The sequence below is a fragment of the Pelomicrobium sp. G1 genome (assembly GCF_051905455.1).
Lineage (GTDB): Bacteria > Pseudomonadota > Gammaproteobacteria > Burkholderiales > UBA6910 > Pelomicrobium.
The window spans coordinates 160,874-183,069 of the sequence record NZ_JBQACR010000001.1 but is presented as its reverse complement, the minus strand read 5'-3'; the positions used below and the strand labels follow the sequence as shown (position 1 = coordinate 183,069).

Here is a 22,196-nt window from a genome sequence, read left to right as displayed (position 1 = left end):
GGACACCGGGAGATCATCAGGAGAGACCCGTGACGTTCGACGATTTCTTCAGGTGCGCTTTCGGCAGGCAGACGGGTGACGATTTCAAGCCGTTCGAGTACCAGCGCCAATTGGCAGAGGAGAAATTTGACGGTCACTCATGGCCCGACCTGCTCGATGTGCCCACAGGGATGGGCAAAACCGCCGCGGTCGTGCTCGCCTGGCTATGGAAGCGGGGCTGGCGCCAGGGCGGGCGCGCGCAACCACCAGATCAGCAAACCCCGCGCCGGCTCGTCTATTGTTTGCCGATGCGGGTGTTGGTCGAGCAGACACACCAGAACGTCCAAGGCTGGCTCGAAAATCTCGGCATCCTCGGCGAGCCCGGCGAGGGTAAGGTCTCGGTGCATTTGCTGATGGGCGGCTCCGAGGATGTCGCACAGGCCACCTGGGCCGAGTATCCGGAAGAGGACATGGTCCTGATCGGCACGCAGGACATGCTGCTGTCACGTGCGCTGATGCGGGGCTATGGCATGAGCCGCTACCAATGGCCGGTCCACTTTGCGTGGTTGCACAACGACGCCTTCTGGGTCTTCGACGAGGTGCAACTGATGGGTCCGGGATTGCCTACCAGTGTGCAGCTCGAAGCGTTTCGTCGGCACTTTTCGCTTGCCAGCACCAGCCGCAGCCTGTGGGTCTCCGCTACGCTCAGCCGGGATTGGCTCACGACGGTGGACTTGGATGCCTACGCGCTCGCCGTGCACGGACTCTCCGAAGAGGAGCGGCAAAGTCCCGCTGTTCGCCAGCGGATCCAGGCTACCAAGCATTTGCGGCGTGCGGGGGTAAGCCTGAGTTCCGCAGCGAAAAAAGACCTTGCCGAATACGTTCAGTCCCTGGCGAAGCAGATCCTGAGTCAGCACAAGCCCGGCAGCACCACTTTGGTGATCGTGAATACCGTGGAGCGGGCGCAGGCGGTATATGGCGCGCTGTTTCCGGAAGCGCAGGCCGGTCGTCGCAAACGAAGCGCCCAGTCGCATGATCGCCACGAGACCGATGTCATCCTGATCCATTCACGTTTCCGAGGCCCAGATCGGCGCGCGCAGGAGGCGAAACTCTCCGCGCCGGTATCGGAGCAGGGCCGCATCGTGGTCGCCACGCAGGCCATTGAAGCCGGCGTGGACATGACCTGCCGCACGCTGTTCACCGAACTCGCGCCCTGGTCTTCGCTGGTGCAGCGCTTTGGCCGCTGCAATCGTTATGGCGAGTGCAACGAAAGCGACGGTGCAGACATTTATTGGATCGACATCGCCGACGACAAAGACGCCGCACAGCCCTATGCAACGGAAGCGCTGGCTGCAGCGCGCGCGAAGCTGCGGAAACTTGCCAGCGCCAGTCCAGGCGACCTGCCCCCAACGGACGAGGCCGCGCCATTACACCCCGTCATCCGGCGCAAGGATTTTTTGGACCTGTTCAACACAGATCCCGATCTCTCCGGCTTCGACGTGGACATTGCGCCTTACGTACGGGATGCCGATGACGCCGATGTGTTCGTCTTCTGGCGCGACTTCGGTGAAAGCCCCAACGAGCCCTTGCAACCCGGACCTGGCCGCGACGAACTGTGCCGCGCCGGATTTGGCGTGGCGAGGCAACTTCTGAAGCGGCTCGAGTACGGCCAGGCGTGGCGCTGGGACCCGCTCGCACGGCGCTGGCAGGCGCAGACCGAGAACGATCGGCTGCGTCCCGGTATGACACTGCTGGTGGCGGCTGTGGCGGGCGGCTATGGGCTGGATCTCGGGCTGTCCGCCGATCTGAAGACACCAGTCCCGCCGATTGCGCAGCCGGCGGCAATCGAAGAAGCACTGGAAGCCTACGACGACGAGCACCGCAGCCTGCTGGAGAAGCCCGTCGCGCTGCCGGTGCATCTGGCCGACGTTGAATCCGAGGCCCGGGTGCTGTGCCAGGCGCTACCGAGTGCTCATTGCGATGCGATCATCCGCGCCGCCCGCTGGCACGATCTCGGCAAAGCGCACGAAGCCTTTCAAAACATGCTGCGTGCGGCGCACGAACAAGCCGCCGGTGAGCGCTTGGGCGACGGGTTCTGGGCCAAGGCGGGCCGGAAGCCGGGAGCCAAGCCAGGCAGACCGCGTTACGTCCTGCGCGAACCGGACGGAAAGGAGATCGAGCGGCCGCACTTTCGGCACGAACTGGCGTCCGCCTTGGCTTGGCTTGCGACCCAGAACCATGCCGCGGATGAGACGACCAGCCTGATCGCCTACTTGATCGCTGCGCACCACGGCAAGGTGCGCCTGTCGCTGCGGGCGCTGCCTGAAGAGAACGAAGCTCTGGATGGTCGGCTCTTCGCGCGCGGCGTTTGGGAAGGCGACGTCTTGCCGGAAGTGCGGTTCTCAGACGGTGAGATGGTGCCGGCCTGCACTCTGCGCCTAAATCTGATGAAGCTGGGTGAGGGCGCCCAAGGCCCGTCCTGGATCACCCGCACGCGACGCCTCTTGAACGCCATCGGCCCATTCAAGCTCGCCTGGTGCGAGGCGCTCGTGCGTGTCGCAGACTGGCGTGCCTCGCGCAAGGAGCAGGCATGAAACTCGATGCCTTCGAGGCCGTGGCCAAGGTGCTCAACGAGGCGGGTGTGCGCTACCTCGTCGCCGGGGGGCTTGCGGTCAACGCGCATGGTTATTTGCGCTTCACCGCTGACATAGACCTTGTGATCGCGTTGGACGCCGGCAATGTCATCTCTGCCTTCTCCGCACTCGCCCGGATCGGCTATCGGCCGACGGCTCCCGTGACCGCCGACCAGTTCACCGACGCGACGCAGCGACAGCGCTGGATCGAGGAAAAGGGCATGCAGGTGCTCAACTTCTTCAGCGACCGCCATCGCGAGACATCCGTAGATGTGTTCGTTTACGAACCGTTCGACTTCGAACAGGAATATGAGAGGGCGCTGGCTGGCGAAATCGCTCCCGGCCTGCCCGCACGGTTCGTCTCCATCCCGACTCTGATCCGCATGAAGGAAGCGGCCGGAAGACCGCGCGACTTGGATGACATCCAGCATCTGCGCTGGATGCTCGAAGACGAGGGCAAGCCATGAGCGAACAAGAGCATATCGACTGGTCCAAGACTACCTTCGACGGCAGCCGCCGCGAACAGTTGAAACGCTGGCGTGCGCTTTCCCTGCGCGAACGGCTGGAGGCGCTGGATCGGCTGACCACCCACGCCGAGCGCACGCGCCAGGCGGCAAGCCGGGCGCCAGGTCAACAGGTGCGCGAACCGCAGCCGAGTTATTCCAGCGGCCGCGGCCGCAACGAAATCGTGCTGCACGGCTGCACGCCGATGCCACTCGCGTCCTACCTCAAGGCCCTCGCGGTTCTGCGGCTGGTCGCCGAACAGGCGGGCGATCCGGACGCCACGGGCTTCTGGCGCAACGATGTCTTCGTGCTGGGTACACGGTTGAACGAGGACGAGTTGCTGGAGTTTTTCCTGCAGCGCTATCAGCCGACGCCGATTGTTGCGCCATGGAATGGCGGCAGTGGTTTCTACTACCAAGAAGGAAAGTTGAACGAAAAAGATCCCGTAACCGGGAAGAAAGTAAAGACGGGTAAGCGCGATCAACCCACCGAAGCGACAAGGGCGCTTGAAGTTGTTGAACGATCAACTGCCTCCCGATTCGCGCTATATCGGAAAGTGATCAGTTCCGCTCGTTCAGCCATTCAGCGCTTCCAACTCGTCAAAGCGCCGGAAGCTGACGTGAAGAATGAATTTGTCGCTTACGTCCGAAATGGCATTCCTGAGGCTGCGCTCAAATGGCTCGATGCAGCCATCGTTCTCGCAGATCGAGAACCCAGGTATCCGCCGCTCCTTGGCACCGGCGGAAACGATGGAAATCTCGATTTCACCAACAACTTCATGCAGCGCCTCGCCGACGTCTTTGATATCGCCACTGGCGAGCCGAAGCCGCAAGCCAGAGAGCTTCTCTGTACGGCCTTGTTCGCTCGGCCTTCGGCGACGCTGATCGAGCGAGCGATCGGCCAGTTCTCGCCCGGCAGCGCCGGCGGCCCGAACACCACTTCTGGCTTTGAAGGCACTGCACGTATCAATCCCTGGGATTTCATTCTGATGCTGGAAGGGGCGGTGCTACTCGCCGCCTCGGCGGCACGGCGTCTGGAATCGAACAGTGCTGCGGTACTCTCGGCGCCGTTTACCGTCCGCAGCCGCCTGGCCACGGAAGGCGCCGCCGCGTCCGGCGACGACACCGACGCTCGCGGCGAGATCTGGATGCCGTTGTGGTCGTCGCCTTTTGGCATCGAAGAGGTTCTAAGCCTATTCGCCGAGGGACGCGCAGCCTTGGGCACGCGTCCAGCGCGCGACGGATTAGATTTCACTCGCGCAGTAGCTCGGCTCGGAGTGGATCGAGGCATCGCCGCGTTCCAGCGTTACGCTTTCGTCATGCGTTCCGGCAAGGCCTTCTTGGCAACGCCACTTTCGCGTTTAGCCGTGCGCCGCAATCCTCAGGCCGATCTGATTGACGAACTCGAACAGCGTGAATGGCTCGCATATGTGCAGCGCTATGCTCGAGACGACAAGGTACCAAACGCCTTCCGTGCCGCCGCCGCGCGCCTCGATGCTGCGCTGTTCGCGCTCGCGCAAAGCCCCGGACGCACGGTTGTGCAGGAGGTGCTGCGCCAGCTCGGCCGCATCGAAGCTTTGTGCGTCACCAGCCCCAAAACTCGCGAAGCGATCGGCCCCGTCCCTACTCTTTCGGCAGAATGGGTGCGCCGTGCCGACGATGGCAGTTTGGAATTCCGCATTGCGCTTGCGCTTGCTGGCCTCTCTTTGCCCGTGGAGGAAAACGGTAAACGGCAATATCTGGGCCTGCGTCCACACCTCGTGCCGATTAGTCGGGATGCCCAGTCCTGGGACAAAGACAGCCACCTCGTTTGCTGGAGCACAGGGCCGCTGACGCGCAATCTGGCGACGGTGTTGCATCGCCGCCGGCTGGAAGCGGTGCGCCTGAACGCCGAAGGGGAACTGCTGCGCAGCCGCACGGGCGCGGCGATCTCCGACGTTCATCGCTTTCTTGATGGCCAGAGCGACGATCGGCGCATCGCCGAGCTGCTGGCAGGTCTTGCGTGTGCCGATTTGAGACAGGTCGTGCAGCCGGAAGCATCGGAAGCCGTGCCGCCAATGCCTGCTTATGCAATCTTGAAGCCGTTTTTCACCCCGGAATCCCTGCTGCGTGCGATAAAGATTGACGGGCGTGAGTGGCTGCCGCCGGACCGCGGCTTGCGCCTGCCCGCGGAAATGCCCGCCCGGCTGGCCAGCGGTGACATTAGCGCTGCACTGGAGATCGCCTGGCAACGCCTGCGCGCGCTGGGTGTAAAGTTGCCCGTGCGGGAGCCGCCTTGCGCTGCCGGCCTCGACGGCCAGCGGCTGCTTGCCGTGCTGATGATTCCCATGACCTTTAGCGAGACCGGACGCCTGCTGCGCTGGCTCGATCTCATACCCGAGTCCGAATCCCCCGAGGAATCTCTCGAACACACCGCTTAAGGAGAATGCCCATGTCGCTCGACTTTTCCGCACTCCAAAATGTCCCACGTCTGCTGCTCGAGGCGCATTTGAAGCCTTTGCAGGGTACGCGCTTCCAGCCCACTGGCTTTCCCAATCTCGGTGCCGCGACCTATGACGGACCGGACGGCTCGCGGATGCTGCTGGTCGAATCCGCGCAGAGCATGGCGAATCGTTTGGAAGTCGTCTGCTGGGACAAGATCGCCGATGACTGGGTCCCGCCGCTCAAGGGATTGCCGGTCATCAAGGTGTGCGACGGAAACGGACAGCCGCTCACGAATACCGTGCTCGAAGCGCATCGTACGAACTCACCCTACATTCTGGAGGGCAAGGACGCCTCCGTTCTGAATCAGCTCAAGCGGGAATTGGCAGAAATGGAGGAAGGTCCCGTGGACATTCGCAAGCTTGCCGCTGTTCTGCTCCGGATGGATACAAACGCACTACTGCACGGCGTATTTCTCGCCAAATCGGACCTGGCCGGCGGCAGATTGCGTCTACCGCGAGCGCTCTCGGCATTCATCGAAGCGCAAGACGTGCGTGAAGCGCAGAGTGGGGGCGTAAAGAACGATCATGTCAATCCCTCGGGCGACACGTCCAAGGGTTTCGGCAACGTGCCGTTCGCTCGCTCGGAATTCACCTCGCCCAGAATTACCGCCTACTTCAACCTCGACCTTGCCCAGATCCGCGGTTACGGATTGGGCAATGCGGTGACCGAACTTCTTATCGCTTTGGGGCTCTTCAAGATCCGCGCCTTTCTCGACGAAGGTCTTCGGCTACGGACCGCTTGCGATCTGGAGTGCGACGCGCTTACCGTCACGCGTCCGTCTGGATTTACGGTGCCAGACCGCAGCACGCTGGAAAGTGCACTGCCCGGACTCATCGCGCGCGTGGCTAAGGAAAAGGGCTGGCCCGAGGATCCCAAAGCCCGCGTGACGACCGTGCGCTGGGATGCCTCGGCCAAGGCGTCCAAAAGGAGAAGCAAGGAAGGCGAAAACGCGGTCGGGTAAAGCCCAATGCTCACGATTGCCCTCACCTTCCCCGCCGGGCGTTATCACGCCACACCGTGGGGGCGGCACGTCAACGAGGCGGATATCGCCTGGCCGCCGGAACCATGGCGCCTGTTCCGCGCACTGATCGCCACCTGGCATCGCAAACTCGATGCGCACCGTTATCCACGTGAACGGCTCGAATCCTTGCTGGCGCATATCGCCGAGGCGCCCCTACCGAAGTTCCGTCTGCCCGAGGACGTGATTCACGCGCATACGCGACATTACATGCCGACCAAGGGCGACAAGCGCACCTTGATCTTCGACGCCTTCGTGCGTTTGCGCCCTGATGATCCCGTGGTCATCGCGTGGCCGGAGCTGGAACTGCCTGGCAAAGAGCAGGAGTTGCTCGACGCGCTGCTCAACATGCTCGGCTACTTCGGCCGCGCCGAGTCGTGGGTCCATGCCGAGCGTACGTCCTGGACGGATGGCTACAACTGTGTCCCCGCCGAGCAGGACGTGGACACCGAAACCGGCGAAGTAGGCGAGATCGTGCAGCTGCTCATTCCATTACCGCCGCAGCAATACGCCGATTTCCGTGCGGAGCAGATAGGTTCACGCAAGAAGCTACCCAAGAGCATTGCCGCAACCTTGCCCGAGAACTGGCTCGATGCGCTGAGCCTCGACACCGCGGACATCCAGAAAGCGGGCTGGAGCCTGCCGCCCGCCGCGCGCTGGGTCAGCTATCGGCGACCGCTGCATGCGCTCAAGGCAGTGGCGACCCAGACAGCACCGCGACGACCTGCTCACAAGACCGAACACGCCATCACCACCGCCCGCTTCGCCCTCTACGGCAAGCCGCTGCCGCGGATCGAGGACGCGGTGCGCATCGGCGAAGCCCTGCGCCTGGCCGCGATGAGGCGAGCACGGCAACGCCTCGGGCCGGACCGCATTCCTGCTGAACTCTCGGGCCACGAACTCGGGAAGGACAACCGCCACGGCCACGCCTTCTGGCTGCCCGAGCCGAACGAACGCGGCGAGATCACCCATGTGCTGGTGCATGCACCCCGAGGTTTGAGCTCGGAGGCGGTTCGTGTTCTCACCGACTTGCCATCCTTGCCACAGGGTGAGGACACAAAACTGCGTTTGCTGCTGGAAGGCTGCGGTCCGGCGCAGCTTTTCGAGCAGCTGACGCCGCTGGTGGGCACCTCGGCTGTCTGGCAAAGCCTTACGCCCTGGCTGCACCCCTGGCATCTAAAAAAGCCCGCGGCGCGCTCGCCCGAGGCCTTGTACGAAGCCCTGCTCGCACAACTACGCAGGGAATGGCACGCACGCGGGAAGGACCTGCCCGAGATCGTCGATTTCCGCGAACTGCCCGATCGCGATTTTGACGGCCGGCGCTTGAAGCCTCTGCACTACCACCGCTTCCGCGGCAAACGTGGTCTGGTTCAGCCCGACAAGCTCGGCCGCTTGCTGGAGATTCGCTTTGCTGCGCCTGTCCGAGGACCGATTGCCCTCGGCTTTGCCTGCCACTTCGGTCTTGGGCTATTCGCGCCCGCATAGGGTGTCGGAAGGAACCGAGCAAGTAGCGGAAACTAGGCACGAAGAAGGGGTGCGTAATGGATAGCGCTTCAATCGATAGAGGCAGAGCCTTGCAGGGTGAAGGCAGGGTTGAGATCGAGATCAAGGCGGATCCGACGGTCAGCTACGCCTCCTATCAGAATAACGTTCCCCTTATCCGCAGTCTCAACATTGCCAACTCTGCTGATGAGCCGTTGCGCGATATCGAGGTAACGGTACGTTGCGAGCCGCCGTTCGCTGAGCCGATGCAGCTTCGCTTTGAGCGGCTCGCGCCGGGTGAGATGCGCCGGCTCGAAGCGCTCGATCTCAAGTTCGAGCATCGCTATCTCGCGGAACTTACAGAAGCCGAGCGCGGGCGGATCTTGGTCGACATAAGGGCGGGCGGTGGGGAGATTGCCCACTTTGACCACCCCATCGAGGTGCTCGCCTACGATCAGTGGGCTGGGAGCCGCGGCCTGCCGGAGCTGCTCGCTGCTTTCTCGCTTCCGAACGATCCCGCGGTCGACCGCCTGCTCTTCGACGCCGCCGAGCTCCTCGCGCGCTCGGGCACGGGGCGTATGTTAAACGGTTATCAGTCCAGGAACCGCGAGGACGTGTGGGGGCAAATCTCGTCAGTCTACGGCGCTGTAGCAGCCGCCAACCTTCACTACAGCGTCCCTCCTGCATCGTTCGGCATGGAGGGTCAGAAGATCCGTACCCCGGATCGGGTCCTGTCGGGAGGCGTCGCCACTTGCCTCGATCTCGTAATGCTCATCACGTCGTGCCTCGAGCAGGCGGGGCTCAATCCTCTTGTTCTCATCAAGAAGGGGCATGCCTGGGCCGGCTGCTGGTTGATCAACACGACACTACCGACCGCGGTGTTCGACGATCCCCAGGCGGTGCGAAAGCGCGTCGCAAGCGGAGAGCTACTCGTGTTCGAGACGACGCTGCTCGCGCAGCGACCGGTCGCTCCGCTGCGAAGTGCCTGCGAGACGGGGTTGTCTCACCTGCAGGACGAAGCGGAGTTCCTCTTCGCCCTGGATGTAAAGCGGGCGCGCATCGAGCAGATCCGGCCGCTGCCCACCCGGACGCAAGCGCTTGCCGGAGAGGTGCCCAGGCCCAACACTGCCGACCTGCCCACGGTCGAACCCGCGCCGCCGCTCCCTCCTCTCGAGGGCGAGACGATCTTGCTCGACGAAGAGGAGCGGCCCGAAACGCCCGAGGGCCGGCTCGCACGCTGGAAGTCGAAGCTTCTCGACCTCACGTTGCGCAACCGGCTGATCAATTTCAAGCCCACCCGGACGACGCTGCCGCTGCGCATTCCCGACCCCGCACATGTCGAGGACGCCCTTTCCGAGGGCCAGGAGTGGAAGTTCCGCGCTTTGCCGCCGATCATGCAGGGCGACGATCCGCGCGTTGCGGCAGTTGCCGCACGGCGCACGGGCACCGACCCGGTCGAAGCGCTTGCCCGCGAGGCGATGCAGCGCAAGGAACTGCTTGCGCCCGTCGAGGCGAAGACGCTCGACAGCCGGCTGTATGAAATCTACAGCACCGCGCGCCTGGGTCTGGAGGAAGGCGGCGCGAACACGCTTTTCCTGGCGCTCGGTTTCCTGCGGTGGGCCGAGGACGAGCGAGCCGAGCGGACCCATCTTGCGCCGATCCTCCTCGTACCGGTCACCCTGACTCGGCAGTCGGTGCGCACCGGCTATGCCATCAGCCGGCACGACGACGAGACGATCGTAAACCCGACCCTGCTCGAGCTTCTGCGCCAGAACTTCCAGATCACGCTGAAGGGCCTCGATCCGCTGCCGGCAGACGGGGGCGGCGTGGACGTGAACAAGATCTGGCAGATCTTCCGCCTCGCGGTGAAAGAAATCCCGCGCTGGGAGGTTGTGGAAGACGTCTATCTGGGCATCTTCTCGTTCACGAAATTCCTGATGTGGAAAGACCTTCAGGATCGCGCCGAGGAGCTGAAGAAAAACCCCGTGGTGCGCCATCTGATCGAACGTCCCCATGAGCCGTTCGGGACGCCCGAGGATCTCTCCCAACGCACCGATCTGGACGAGCGCCACCCTCCAGGGAGCCTTCTTACTCCTCTGATCGCCGATTCCTCGCAATTGAACGCCGTCAGCCGGGCCGCGGCAGGGCGCGACTTCGTCCTTGAAGGGCCGCCGGGAACGGGCAAATCGCAAACCATCACGAATCTCATCGCCCACTTCCTCGGCCAGGGGAAAACCGTGCTCTTTGTCGCCGAGAAGATGGCGGCCCTCGACGTGGTGCATCGGCGGCTCAACGCGATCGGGCTGGGTCCATTCTGCTTGGAGCTGCACTCCGCCAAGGCGCGCAAGACGGAGGTGCTCGCCCAACTTCGCGCCGCGATCGAGGTTTCCAGCCGGTTCAGTGAGGAGGGTTGGGAGCGGGAAGCCGAACGGCTCGGGAGGTTGCGCGCGCAGTTGAACGAATTCGCCCGCCTGTTGCACCAGAGGCATCGCAACGGTCTGACGGTGCGTCGGGCCATGGACGTCGCAATTCAATACCGCCAATGGCCCGCCGCACCGATGCCATGGCCAGATCCAGACGTGCACGATGAGCGCACGCTCGATCAAATACGCGACCTCGCGAAAAGCATCGGTGCCGTGATCGGCGAGCTGGGCACGCTGGCGCACCATCCGCTCGCCCTAGTGCATCGCACAGACTGGACGAACGCCTGGGAGGAAAGCCTTTTCAAGCATGCAGCGGCGCTTGACACCGCCGCGGCACGTCTCCAAACGGTGGCTGAGGAGCTGGCACCTGTATTTGGGCTCAGTCTCAGCACGCCCTCTTCCGCCCTGCTGGACGCGATCGACGGCGTGGTCGATCCCCTTCTCCAGGCGGCAGGCGTGCCGCCGGGGTACGCGGCACAATGCTTCGACGCGCGCGTCCGAACGGGAATGCAGATGCTTCAACGGCACGGCGAGAAGCGGCGTGCGCTCTGGGCTCAGCTCTCGCCGGTGTTCAAGCCAGACGTGGCGCTGGCCGACGGAGCATCTCTCGCCCAGGCATGGGCGTTGGCGTCCATAACCTGGTGGCCGAAGCGCTGGTTCGCCCAGCGGGCGGTCAGCGGGCGCCTGCTGCCTTACACCGTGGATGGTAAAAGACCGCTTTCTGAAGCCATGCCCCAGCTTCTGGACGCCTTGCGCGGGCTCAATACCGAAGATCGGGCGCTGAAGGCTCTGGAAGCCCAGGCGATGGAATGGCTGGGCGCGGAGTACAAAGGTCTGGACACGGACTGGAGCGCGGTCGGGCGCTACGCACAGTGGTCTACGCAGCTCGAAGAGGCGATCGGCCGAGTCACGGCTTGCATGGAGGCGGGGGCAAGCGCCCAGGTCAAAGAACGGCTGAGAAGCGTGATTGCCGAGCGGAGCGCCGCGCTTCTTCCCGAGGGCCCGCTCGCCGAACGACTGACCGCTTTCCGCGACGCTTATCGCGCGTTCCGAGCGCATCTCGAGACGGTAAGCGCACTTGCCGGCACTACGCCGTTATTTGGAGGCGAACCGCGTGCGGCGGGGCTGCCGAGCCGCGTGCGCTTGGTCGCCGCCGGCTGGAGTTCGGCTCGACGTTCCTTAAGGCTCTGGTGCCGCTGGCGGCAGTTACGCGAGCAAGCGATCAACAGCGGGTTGGAAGCCGTCGTAGCGCGCCACGAAGCGGGCAAAATCGCCGCACGGGACATCGAAGCATACGTGGAATACTCCTACCAGGTCTGGTGGCTGAAGGCGGTGATCGATCGTGAACCGGTGCTTCGCAATTTCTCCAGCGGCGAGCACGAACGCCGAATCCACGAGTTCAGGCTCGCCGACGAACGCTTCGAGAAGCTGACCGAGAAGTACCTCGCCGCGGTGCTGGCAAGCAAGGTGCCGCAGCAGCGCACAGGGCAAAAGCCCGATCCAGAGATGGGGACACTGCTGAAGGAGCTGGCGAAGCAACGCGCGCACCTGCCGGTGCGCAAGCTGGTGCAGCGCATTCCAAATCTCCTGCGCAGGCTCAAGCCGTGCCTTCTGATGTCGCCGCTGTCTGTTGCCCAGTATCTCGACGCTTCACAATCGGCATTCGACATTGTGATATTCGACGAAGCGTCGCAGATTCCGGTGTGGGACGCAGTGGGCGCGATCGCGCGCGGCCGGCAGGTCGTGGTGGTCGGCGACCCAAAGCAGCTCCCACCGACAAATTTCTTCAATCGCGCGGACGAGATGGGAGAGGAGGTCGCAGACGATTCTGAGAACGCGCCGGTCCGGGATCTTGAAAGCATCCTCGACGAGTGCCTAGGTATGGGTCTACCTACGCTACGCCTGGAATGGCACTACCGCAGCCGCCACGAAAGTCTCATCGCGTTCTCCAATCATCGCTATTACGACTCGCGCCTGATCACGTTCCCGTCGCCTGTGACGCGGGACATGGCGGTGAAACTCGTCGCCGTGCCCGGCATCTACGATCGGGGCGGAAGCCGTACCAACCGTGCCGAAGCTGAGGCGATCGTAAAGACGATTGTCGAGCACTTTTCCAACGAGGAGCGGCGCCGCATGACGCTCGGGGTCGTGACCTTTAACCAGCCGCAACAGCGGTTGATCGAGATGCTGCTAGACGAAGAGCTGCGCAGGGCGCCCGAGTTGGAAATGCGCATCGACGAGCACGGTCCGGAACGGCTCTTCATCAAGAACCTGGAGAACGTGCAGGGCGACGAGCGGGACCTCATCCTGTTCTCCATCACCTATGGAAAGGATGCGGCCGGCCGGATGGCAATGAACTTCGGCCCGCTCAACCAGGAGGGCGGCCAGAGGCGTCTCAACGTCGCTATCACGCGAGCGCGCATGGGGGTCACGATCTTCAGCTCCATCCTCGGCGAGGACATCGACCTTTCGCGCATTCGGGCCTCCGGTGTAGCCGACCTCAAGACGTACCTCGAGTACGCGGCCAAAGGACCGCAGGCCATCGTTCAGCAGGCCGTGCCGACCGGGTTGGAATCGGAGAGCCCGCTCGAGGCAGACGTCATGCGAGCGCTCCGCGACAGAGGCTGGATCGTTCATCCGCAGGTCGGCTGCTCGGGTTACCGCATCGACCTTGCCGTGGTAGACCCCCGACAGCCCGGCCGCTACATCCTCGGCATCGAGTGCGACGGTGCGACCTATCACGCGCTTCCCACGGCCCGCGACCGTGACCGGCTGCGACAGCATATCCTGGAGGGACTGGGGTGGTCGCTTCATCGAATCTGGTCGACCGATTGGTGGACCGATCCCGAGCGCGAGCTGGACAAGCTGGAAACTGCGTTGCGAAAGGCCTCGGCTGGACGAGGTCTGTCAGATTCTATTTCCTGATTCGCGCTTTGGCCGAAGCGTGCGCCCGTCTTTTCGCGGGGGCTGCTGGACAGTCGATACGTAGGGCACTTGCGCTTTGGGAGGCAATCATCGACCGCACGCCGCAGCCTTCTTTTTGAGGGAATTCAAACCACGATGACGGCGACAACTTCCTCGAGCCCGGTGAAGTCGGAAGGATTGCGCGTGTACAACGGCAGCCCATGGGCCGCGGCGGTCGCCGCGATGAGCAGATCCGCAAGACGCGCGCGGCTCGATCGTCCCGCGGCCTTCACGGCGGCGAACACGCGGCCGTACATGCGGGCCGCTTCGGCGTCGAACGGGAGCGGGTCCCAGGTCGCGGCCGCCCATTGCAGCCTGTCCTGACGCCATGCCCGTTCCCGTTCGTCGCGGGTCGCGTGCGGTCCGGCGGCGAGCTCGGCCAGAGTGATGGCCGCGATGGCGGATTCGTCAGGAAGCAGCGCCGGGTCCACTACGTCATGGTCGATGACGACGGACGTATCCAGCAATCCCCGGCTCGTTTCAGCCATCGACGGACGAGTCGATTACCGCGTCGAGATCCGCGCGAAAGCGGTTGACGTCGATGCGTGGCGCCCGCGCCGCGGCTTCGGCAATAACCGCGCGGGGCACGAACCGGCGCGGATGGATCGGCCGCAGCTCGGCCACGGGTACGCCGTTGCGCGTGACGATGATGGTCTCGCCCGCCTGCACTTCACGGAGGATGGCGGCGGAATCGTTTCGTAGTTCGCGCTGAGTAATCGTCTTGCTCATGTCTCGAGTGTAGCAATCGTAGCACATTGTAGCAAGATGCTGGGATCGTATGATCGGCACGCGCGGGAGCGGGGTATGAGGCAGGTCACTGATTTCCATTCAAGATTTATTGCGGCTCTGAGCTTTCTCCTGACAACGAGCGGTTGCGATCACCTATGCAAGGCTTAGCAGGAAGCAAACCCATGCGGGAATCATCCATCGATTCGCGAAAGCCGATCCCGATTGTCGTGGACGACCGGGAACAGTCGAGCTCGCTGCTCCCTCTGCTCTTGGAGTCCGCTGCCTTCGAGGTTCGAGTGGAGCGGCTCAAGCTCGGCGACTACCAGGTGGACGGCCGCTTTTTGTTCGAACGCAAGACACTGTCCGATCTGGTGCTTTCCATCGAGGACGGCCGGCTGTTCAATCAGGCGCTGCGGTTTGCCCAGGCAAAAGGCTTGCGGCCAGCCCTCGTGCTGGAGGGAACTTCCAAGGACCTGGGAGGCCACGGCATGGCCTGGGAAGCTATCCAGGGCGCTTTGGTGACCGTCTGCCTATTCATCGGTCTGCCGGTGCTGAGAACCCGCTCGCCTGCGGAAACGGTCCGAACTTTTTTGTACGTGGCGCGCCAGGGGCGCACCCTGGCCCATGGAGCGCTTCCCCGCCGCGGGTGGCGACCCAAGGGCAAGGCAGCTTTGCAGCGATACCTTCTCCAAGGATTACCGGGCATCGGGCCGGCGCGCGCCACCCGGCTGCTGGAGCGCTTTGGAACCGTGGAAAGGATATTGACGGCAAGCGAAGGCGAACTGGCCTCGGTGGCCGGAATCGGCACTCACACAGCCAGGCGAATCCGCTGGGCGGTAGAGGAGCCGGGGGCACGCTACGAGCCCAGGTTTGCTGCGGAAATCCATGACCGACCGGCAAGCTCCAGCCTGTTGCCGGCTTATCCCTCGTGATCCGCTTCAAGGTCCTGCTGGTCGGGCCCACAGCGACGCTCCCAACCGATTCCCGCCAGAGAGTAACAATTTTTCAAATTGCCGGCATGACGAAAAAGGATGATCGATGTATAAGGTGAATTGCTTGACACGTTTCCGTCATGGACGACGTTCAGCAAGAGCTGCCCCTGCCCTTCCCGGAGCTCACCGGCGACATGCCGCTTTTGCCGGCGCGCATGGTGAACGAGTACCAGTATTGCCCGCGGCTTGCCTATCTGGAATGGGTGCAGGGAGAATGGGCGGAATCTTCCGACACGGTGGAGGGCCGCCATGCCCACCGGCGGGTGGACCGGCCGAGCGGTGAGCTTCCGCCGCCCGAGGAAGCCGCGGAAGGCGAGCGGATCCATGCCCGCTCCATCACCCTTTCCTCCAACCGGCTCGGCCTGATCGCCAAGATGGACCTGATCGAGGCGGAAGGCGGCCGCGTCGTCCCGGTGGACTACAAACGGGGAAAGCGGCCTCACGTGGCCCACGGCGCCTACGATCCGGAGCGGGTGCAGCTCTGCGTTCAAGGCTTGATCCTGGAGGAGCACGGCTACGCCTGCGATGAAGGGGTGCTTTACTTCACGGAGAGCCGGGAGCGGGTCCGGGTGCCCTTCGATGAAGAGCTGTGCGCCTTGACGCGCAACGCCATCGACGGATTGCGGCTCATCGCGGCTGGCGGGCAGATCCCGCCGCCGCTGGAAGACAGTCCCAAGTGCCCGCGCTGCTCGCTGGTGGGCATCTGCCTTCCGGACGAGGTGAACTTTCTTCGCCGGCAGGAGACACCGCCCCGGCCCCTGGCCGTCGCGCGCGACGAGGCGCTGCCGCTCTATGTACAGGCGCGTGGTGCCAAGGTGAGCAAGAAGGGCGAAATCCTGGAAATCTCCGTCGAGAACGAGAAGGCGCAGACCGTGCGCCTGATCGACGTTTCGCAGCTCGTGCTCATGGGAAACGTATACGTCACCACGCCCACGCTGCACGAGCTGATGGCGCGGGAGATTCCCGTCTCCTGGCATTCCTTCGGCGGCTGGTTCCTGGGCCACACCATCGGCACGGGACACAAGAACGTGGAGATCCGCACCGCCCAGTATCGGGCGAGCTTCGATCCTTTCACCTGCCTGCAGCTTTCGAAAGGCTTCGTGGTCGCCAAGATCCAGAACGCGCGGACCCTTTTGCGGCGAAACTGGAAGGGCGAGGAACGCCCCGAGGATTTGACGGCCCAATTCCAGGAAGACATCCGCCGGGCGCAGCGGGCGAAGAATCTGCCGGAGCTTTTGGGCGCCGAAGGCCAGGCGGCGGCGCGTTACTTCAGCCAGTTTGCTGCGCTACTGAGCCGCGACCGGGATGGCACGTCCATGGCCTTCGATTTCCGCACGCGCAACCGACGGCCTCCCACCGATCCCGTGAACGCGCTGCTTTCTTACGCCTATTCGCTCCTGATGCGCACCTGGACGGTGGTGCTCGCGGCGGTCGGCTTCGACCCTTACCGCGGCTTTTACCACCAACCACGGTACGGCCGCCCCGCCCTCGCCCTGGACATGATGGAGCCGTTTAGACCCCTGATCGCCGATTCCAGCGTTATCCAGGCGATCAATAACGGCGAGGTACGTCCTACGGATTTCATCAGCGCGGCAGCAAGCGTCGCCTTGACCCCCGACGGGCGCAAGCGTTTCATCGCCGCCTTCGAACGCCGGCTGAGCCACGAGATTACCCATCCGCTCTTCGGCTACAAAGTGAGTTACCGGCGCCTTTTGGAGCTCCAGGCCCGCCTCCTGGCGCGCCATCTGCTGGGCGAGATCCCCGAGTACCCCAACTTCACGACCCGCTGACTATGAACGACGAGCGCCTTTACATCGTCGCCTACGACATCCGTCATCCGAAGCGCTGGCGCAGGGTGTTCAGGATCATGCAGGGCTACGGGGAATGGCTCCAGCTTTCCGTGTTCCAATGCCGGCTGAGCCGCGAGCGGCACGCGGAATTGATTGCATTGCTGGACGGAATCATTCACCATGGCGATGATCACATTGTCCTGCTCGATCTCGGCCTGGCCGAGAGGGTCGTGCCCCGGGTCGTGAGCCTCGGAAAGACCTTCACACCCATTGAGCGTGAGCCGGTGATCGTGTGATTTTTTTTGCTTTTCGTGCGCGAGCGCTTCGGTGGCGCACCTTATCGGCTGGACCGCTCGCAAACGGTAGCTCTTTGAAAAGTCGAAGAAATTTATGAATGATGGGAATAAAAAGAAGCTTGCTGGGCATTTTTCAGAAAAATCCCGGGGAGCGCTCGCATTCTGCCTCGCGATGCCCGACGGGATGCGGCCTCCCGAAGGGACTGTTATCCGCGGCGAATCGCCGCGGCCTCATTGAAGCGTGGTGGACGAGGTGGACTTCGCCGAGACCCTGCGCCGGTTATCCGCGGCGAATCGCCGCGGCCTCATTGAAGCACCCCGTACTCCGGATGCACGAACAGCAGCCACTGCGTTATCCGCGGCGAATCGCCGCGGCCTCATTGAAGCAAGGAGAAGAAGCGGATCGGCTACCACGAGACCTCCGTTATCCGCGGCGAATCGCCGCGGCCTCATTGAAGCTCCATGGGCGGACACCGCCAGTCCGGCGGCCAAAACGTTATCCGCGGCGAATCGCCGCGGCCTCATTGAAGCCTCAAGGTCCTGAGCAATTTCCTGCATAATGCGCTGCGTTATCCGCGGCGAATCGCCGCGGCCTCATTGAAGCATGTCCACTAGGCAATCTCCGCGCACGATATGTCCCGTTATCCGCGGCGAATCGCCGCGGCCTCATTGAAGCTGCGCATGCAATTCATCCACCAGCGCGCAGTAGATGTTATCCGCGGCGAATCGCCGCGGCCTCATTGAAGCATGTGGACCACCGACACCAATCTCATGTGGACCAAGTTATCCGCGGCGAATCGCCGCGGCCTCATTGAAGCGTCGAGGCATGGGTGGCGGCCGGGCCAGTCCAACTGGGTTATCCGCGGCGAATCGCCGCGGCCTCATTGAAGCTGCGCGCTCCTGTTCGGTGGTTCGGCGGCAAGGGCAGTTATCCGCGGCGAATCGCCGCGGCCTCATTGAAGCTCGGCACCCTTGCGAATGCAGAAATGCTGGGGCTGCCCGTTATCCGCGGCGAATCGCCGCGGCCTCATTGAAGCTACGACTAGACGGAAAATGAAAGAGCTTTTGCGCGGTTATCCGCGGCGAATCGCCGCGGCCTCATTGAAGCATTATTCCGGCTCTTTTGAATTTCGAGTGGGTTAAGGTTATCCGCGGCGAATCGCCGCGGCCTCATTGAAGCCATCGCCCGACGCACCCACTTGAAGACCTTAATGCCGTTATCCGCGGCGAATCGCCGCGGCCTCATTGAAGCCCAGGTGCCGCGCTACGTCGCCGAGCTCGAGACTCACGTTATCCGCGGCGAATCGCCGCGGCCTCATTGAAGCTCGGTGACGGAACCACGTCCTCCGATTCATCGTACGTTATCCGCGGCGAATCGCCGCGGCCTCATTGAAGCCCGGGCAGCCTGGGGCGGGTAAGACTTTGTACGCCGTTATCCGCGGCGAATCGCCGCGGCCTCATTGAAGCCAGCAGAGATCAAGCCGCCGAGAAACGCCGCGAGAAAGTTATCCGCGGCGAATCGCCGCGGCCTCATTGAAGCAGGGAGGGGGGGGGGGGACTGGGACCGCCACGCGATAAGTTATCCGCGGCGAATCGCCGCGGCCTCATTGAAGCTCCGAAATTCGATTCAAGACTACCACCGCGCGAAGAAGTTATCCGCGGCGAATCGCCGCGGCCTCATTGAAGCGCCACGAGGAAGCCCAGCGTCTCCGCGTCGAGCGGAGTTATCCGCGGCGAATCGCCGCGGCCTCATTGAAGCGCGTGGAATGACTGACGAACAAATTAGGGAATTCGTTGTTATCCGCGGCGAATCGCCGCGGCCTCATTGAAGCCTGTCGCGCTTCAAAAAGTTCCCGCTGCTGCCGCAGGTTATCCGCGGCGAATCGCCGCGGCCTCATTGAAGCAAGGAGGGGGAGGATGACTGGGACCGCCACGAGACAAAGTTATCCGCGGCGAATCGCCGCGGCCTCATTGAAGCAGGCCCTTCGCGCGAAAGAACTCGAGGGACTCCCGGTTATCCGCGGCGAATCGCCGCGGCCTCATTGAAGCTAATAGTGTCTGCCGACGCGGGCCGGGGCCGTCTCGTTATCCGCGGCGAATCGCCGCGGCCTCATTGAAGCTTTCATCTTGAATGCCGGCTCGATCGCCAGTCTGAGGTTATCCGCGGCGAATCGCCGCGGCCTCATTGAAGCGCCGTCGCCGAGGTGATTTGGTCGGTCGAGGGTGGCGTTATCCGCGGCGAATCGCCGCGGCCTCATTGAAGCTGGCCCTCCATGGCCGCATCGACCCGGTCCGCAGGTTATCCGCGGCGAATCGCCGCGGCCTCATTGAAGCTTCTGGTGCCGGGGCTCTTTTACTCGCTCTGGCGGAGTTATCCGCGGCGAATCGCCGCGGCCTCATTGAAGCGCATCGAGCTTGCGGATCCGTCGCGCTCCCGGGCGCGTTATCCGCGGCGAATCGCCGCGGCCTCATTGAAGCGTCGGGGTGGACATCGGCATCCGCCGCGACCTCTTCGTTATCCGCGGCGAATCGCCGCGGCCTCATTGAAGCAGGTCCGCCGTGTTGCCCGCGTCCCGGGAGCGGGGGTTATCCGCGGCGAATCGCCGCGGCCTCATTGAAGCATTGTGATGGCCAGAAACTGCTGGCGCGACAGCCAGGGTTATCCGCGGCGAATCGCCGCGGCCTCATTGAAGCCGGGCCGCTGGGAATCAGAGTGAGCGGGACTGTATGTTATCCGCGGCGAATCGCCGCGGCCTCATTGAAGCTCGATCTCGTCCAGGTAGAGCTTGGCGACCGGCGTCGAGGTTATCCGCGGCGAATCGCCGCGGCCTCATTGAAGCCATCGCCTACGAGCGAACGCCATCAACACACCGACGCGTTATCCGCGGCGAATCGCCGCGGCCTCATTGAAGCTTTAGCGACGCGGTTGACGCGGTCCGGGCGACGTTGTTATCCGCGGCGAATCGCCGCGGCCTCATTGAAGCCGGCGCGATCCGTTCCAACCAGGAAAGAAACGATTGCAGTTATCCGCGGCGAATCGCCGCGGCCTCATTGAAGCGGGCCGGCATGGTGTACCGGCCCCTGGGGCCATGGCCGTTATCCGCGGCGAATCGCCGCGGCCTCATTGAAGCAAATCCTCCTGTGGGTCGCGCAGGTTGCGGATCACCGTTATCCGCGGCGAATCGCCGCGGCCTCATTGAAGCAGCAGGTCCGCCTTTTCCTTGGCGAGCCGCAGGTCGTTATCCGCGGCGAATCGCCGCGGCCTCATTGAAGCTCGTTGATCCCGCGCACGCTGTCCGCAATCGAGACCGGTTATCCGCGGCGAATCGCCGCGGCCTCATTGAAGCGGCCGACCTGCAGCGGGCGGTGATCCGGGCGGCGGCCGTTATCCGCGGCGAATCGCCGCGGCCTCATTGAAGCGAGTCCCATCCGGGGGAGGGCTACGGGGGCGGCCGCCGTTATCCGCGGCGAATCGCCGCGGCCTCATTGAAGCCCATGGCGTTGGGGCAACCAGCGCCGCCCGCCATCGTGTTATCCGCGGCGAATCGCCGCGGCCTCATTGAAGCTTCGATGGAGTAACGAGCAAGACGCTAGGCTTCACGGTTATCCGCGGCGAATCGCCGCGGCCTCATTGAAGCGGGTCCCGAACCAGGCTTCGGACCGTCGCCCGGATTCGTTATCCGCGGCGAATCGCCGCGGCCTCATTGAAGCTATTCCAAGAAACAGTTCTCTGCATTGAGCAAGTTGTTATCCGCGGCGAATCGCCGCGGCCTCATTGAAGCGCGGCGCCAGTTCCCGGCGCACGTCCCGCGCCACTTCGTTATCCGCGGCGAATCGCCGCGGCCTCATTGAAGCACCACCGGCCCCGCGGCGCTCGGCACATCCACCAGGGTTATCCGCGGCGAATCGCCGCGGCCTCATTGAAGCGAGACGGTCGTCGCCGCATCGACAGCGAGCGCTGCGTTATCCGCGGCGAATCGCCGCGGCCTCATTGAAGCGATTTTCGGCTGGTTCTTCGAAGACGGCACGAGGCGGTTATCCGCGGCGAATCGCCGCGGCCTCATTGAAGCGCGAGCGCTGCCGTTTTCTGTGCGCCCTGCTCCTGCGTTATCCGCGGCGAATCGCCGCGGCCTCATTGAAGCGGGAGGCGCCGCTTGTCACTTCGGACAAAGCGGGCGTTATCCGCGGCGAATCGCCGCGGCCTCATTGAAGCGGGGCCGACGAGGCGCAGGTGGTGAACGAGGCGCTCGGGTTATCCGCGGCGAATCGCCGCGGCCTCATTGAAGCAATTCTTCTGGCGGGTCTGGCCAAGCTACCGAAGCGGTTATCCGCGGCGAATCGCCGCGGCCTCATTGAAGCGCGCGGTATTCACCTTCGAGGCCAAGGCGCGACTGTGTTATCCGCGGCGAATCGCCGCGGCCTCATTGAAGCGTGCTCATGGCCCTGACGTGGACCTCGATCCATCGCGTTATCCGCGGCGAATCGCCGCGGCCTCATTGAAGCGACTTCCGACAGAATGCGATCCGCTGTCTCCTCGCAGTTATCCGCGGCGAATCGCCGCGGCCTCATTGAAGCCGCTCACCGCCACGGCTTTTCCTGCGGCGATGACCTCGTTATCCGCGGCGAATCGCCGCGGCCTCATTGAAGCACCAGAACAGGGGAGGGGAGAAACACGCCACCAGACGCGTTATCCGCGGCGAATCGCCGCGGCCTCATTGAAGCCCGGGGCTCGCGGTATGATCTGGGTGCTTGAGTAGTTATCCGCGGCGAATCGCCGCGGCCTCATTGAAGCCTGCGCTCAAACGTTTTCGTCCGCTGCTCGATCAGCGTTATCCGCGGCGAATCGCCGCGGCCTCATTGAAGCCCGGGGCTCGCGGTATGATCTGGGTGCTTGAGTAGTTAT

11 protein-coding genes and 1 CRISPR repeat array are annotated in these 22,196 nt (G+C 63.5%); of the genes, 9 read left to right on the top strand and 2 right to left on the bottom strand.

Annotated elements, in window-relative coordinates; all coding sequences use genetic code 11:
* The first annotated feature begins 29 nt into the window (after nucleotides 1-29).
* From cas3g to ACTFO6_RS00855, 6 genes are all read left to right on the top strand, one after another.
* Nucleotides 30-2,573: a type I-G CRISPR-associated helicase/endonuclease Cas3g gene (cas3g, locus tag ACTFO6_RS00880; RefSeq protein ID WP_439932571.1), complete on the top strand. Its 2,544-nt coding sequence runs from the start codon at nucleotides 30-32 to the stop codon at nucleotides 2,571-2,573.
* Entirely contained in the window at nucleotides 2,570-3,079 is a 510-nt protein-coding gene (locus ACTFO6_RS00875; protein WP_439932570.1) for a nucleotidyl transferase AbiEii/AbiGii toxin family protein, read from the top strand. The genes cas3g and ACTFO6_RS00875 overlap by 4 nt, the downstream gene beginning before the upstream one ends.
* On the top strand, nucleotides 3,076-5,535 hold the full coding sequence (gene cas8g1 / locus ACTFO6_RS00870) for a type I-G CRISPR-associated protein Cas8g1/Csx17 (RefSeq protein WP_439932569.1): 2,460 nt from the start codon (nucleotides 3,076-3,078) through the stop codon (nucleotides 5,533-5,535). Before ACTFO6_RS00875 ends, cas8g1 begins: the two co-directional genes overlap by 4 nt.
* Before the next feature lie 11 nt (nucleotides 5,536-5,546).
* On the top strand, nucleotides 5,547-6,560 hold the full coding sequence (cas7g, locus tag ACTFO6_RS00865; RefSeq protein ID WP_439932568.1) for a type I-G CRISPR-associated RAMP protein Csb1/Cas7g: 1,014 nt from the start codon (nucleotides 5,547-5,549) through the stop codon (nucleotides 6,558-6,560).
* Nucleotides 6,561-6,566: 6 nt separating this feature from the next.
* Entirely contained in the window at nucleotides 6,567-8,102 is a 1,536-nt protein-coding gene (csb2, locus tag ACTFO6_RS00860) for a type I-G CRISPR-associated protein Csb2 (RefSeq protein WP_439932567.1), read from the top strand.
* Nucleotides 8,103-8,191: 89 nt separating this feature from the next.
* Nucleotides 8,192-13,447 carry a DUF4011 domain-containing protein gene (locus tag ACTFO6_RS00855; protein ID WP_439932566.1) on the top strand — a complete coding sequence of 1,752 codons (5,256 nt, stop codon included), beginning with the start codon at nucleotides 8,192-8,194 and terminating at the stop codon, nucleotides 13,445-13,447.
* Between the two features lie 125 nt (nucleotides 13,448-13,572).
* On the opposite strand, the gene ACTFO6_RS00850 is transcribed toward ACTFO6_RS00855, so the two are convergent.
* Nucleotides 13,573-13,953, bottom strand: coding sequence for a type II toxin-antitoxin system VapC family toxin (locus tag ACTFO6_RS00850; RefSeq protein ID WP_439932565.1), 381 nt, complete (start codon nucleotides 13,951-13,953; stop codon nucleotides 13,573-13,575).
* A 13-nt stretch (nucleotides 13,954-13,966) separates the two neighbouring features.
* Entirely contained in the window at nucleotides 13,967-14,215 is a 249-nt protein-coding gene (locus tag ACTFO6_RS00845; RefSeq protein WP_439932564.1) for a type II toxin-antitoxin system Phd/YefM family antitoxin, read from the bottom strand.
* Between the two features lie 182 nt (nucleotides 14,216-14,397).
* Here ACTFO6_RS00845 and ACTFO6_RS00840 point away from each other — a divergent pair, with 182 nt between their 5' ends.
* The 3 genes from ACTFO6_RS00840 to cas2 all read left to right on the top strand — a co-directional run bounded on the left by ACTFO6_RS00840 (nucleotide 14,398) and on the right by cas2 (nucleotide 17,293).
* Entirely contained in the window at nucleotides 14,398-15,147 is a 750-nt protein-coding gene (locus tag ACTFO6_RS00840) for an ERCC4 domain-containing protein (RefSeq protein ID WP_439932563.1), read from the top strand.
* A gap of 140 nt (nucleotides 15,148-15,287) precedes the next feature.
* Entirely contained in the window at nucleotides 15,288-16,997 is a 1,710-nt protein-coding gene (cas4g/cas1g, locus tag ACTFO6_RS00835) for a CRISPR-associated endonuclease Cas4g/Cas1g (protein ID WP_439932562.1), read from the top strand.
* A gap of 2 nt (nucleotides 16,998-16,999) precedes the next feature.
* A complete protein-coding gene (gene cas2, locus ACTFO6_RS00830; protein ID WP_439932561.1) occupies nucleotides 17,000-17,293 on the top strand; it encodes a CRISPR-associated endonuclease Cas2 in 294 nt (97 codons plus the stop codon).
* A gap of 205 nt (nucleotides 17,294-17,498) precedes the next feature.
* Nucleotides 17,499-22,157: a CRISPR direct-repeat array (repeat unit 36 nt; unit sequence GTTATCCGCGGCGAATCGCCGCGGCCTCATTGAAGC).
* Nucleotides 22,158-22,196: the final 39 nt, after the last annotated feature.

Excerpts from the sequence above, each read along its gene's own strand:
- ACTFO6_RS00875 (WP_439932570.1), top strand. The coding sequence starts at position 2,570 with ATGAAACTCGATGCCTTCGAGGCCGTGGCCAAGGTGCTCAACGAGGCG.
- cas8g1 (WP_439932569.1), top strand. The coding sequence starts at position 3,076 with ATGAGCGAACAAGAGCATATCGACTGGTCCAAGACTACCTTCGACGGC.
- cas7g (WP_439932568.1), top strand. The coding sequence starts at position 5,547 with ATGTCGCTCGACTTTTCCGCACTCCAAAATGTCCCACGTCTGCTGCTC.
- csb2 (WP_439932567.1), top strand. The coding sequence starts at position 6,567 with ATGCTCACGATTGCCCTCACCTTCCCCGCCGGGCGTTATCACGCCACA.
- ACTFO6_RS00845 (WP_439932564.1), bottom strand. The coding sequence starts at position 14,215 with ATGAGCAAGACGATTACTCAGCGCGAACTACGAAACGATTCCGCCGCC.
- ACTFO6_RS00840 (WP_439932563.1), top strand. The coding sequence starts at position 14,398 with ATGCGGGAATCATCCATCGATTCGCGAAAGCCGATCCCGATTGTCGTG.
- cas4g/cas1g (WP_439932562.1), top strand. The coding sequence starts at position 15,288 with ATGGACGACGTTCAGCAAGAGCTGCCCCTGCCCTTCCCGGAGCTCACC.
- cas2 (WP_439932561.1), top strand. The coding sequence starts at position 17,000 with ATGAACGACGAGCGCCTTTACATCGTCGCCTACGACATCCGTCATCCG.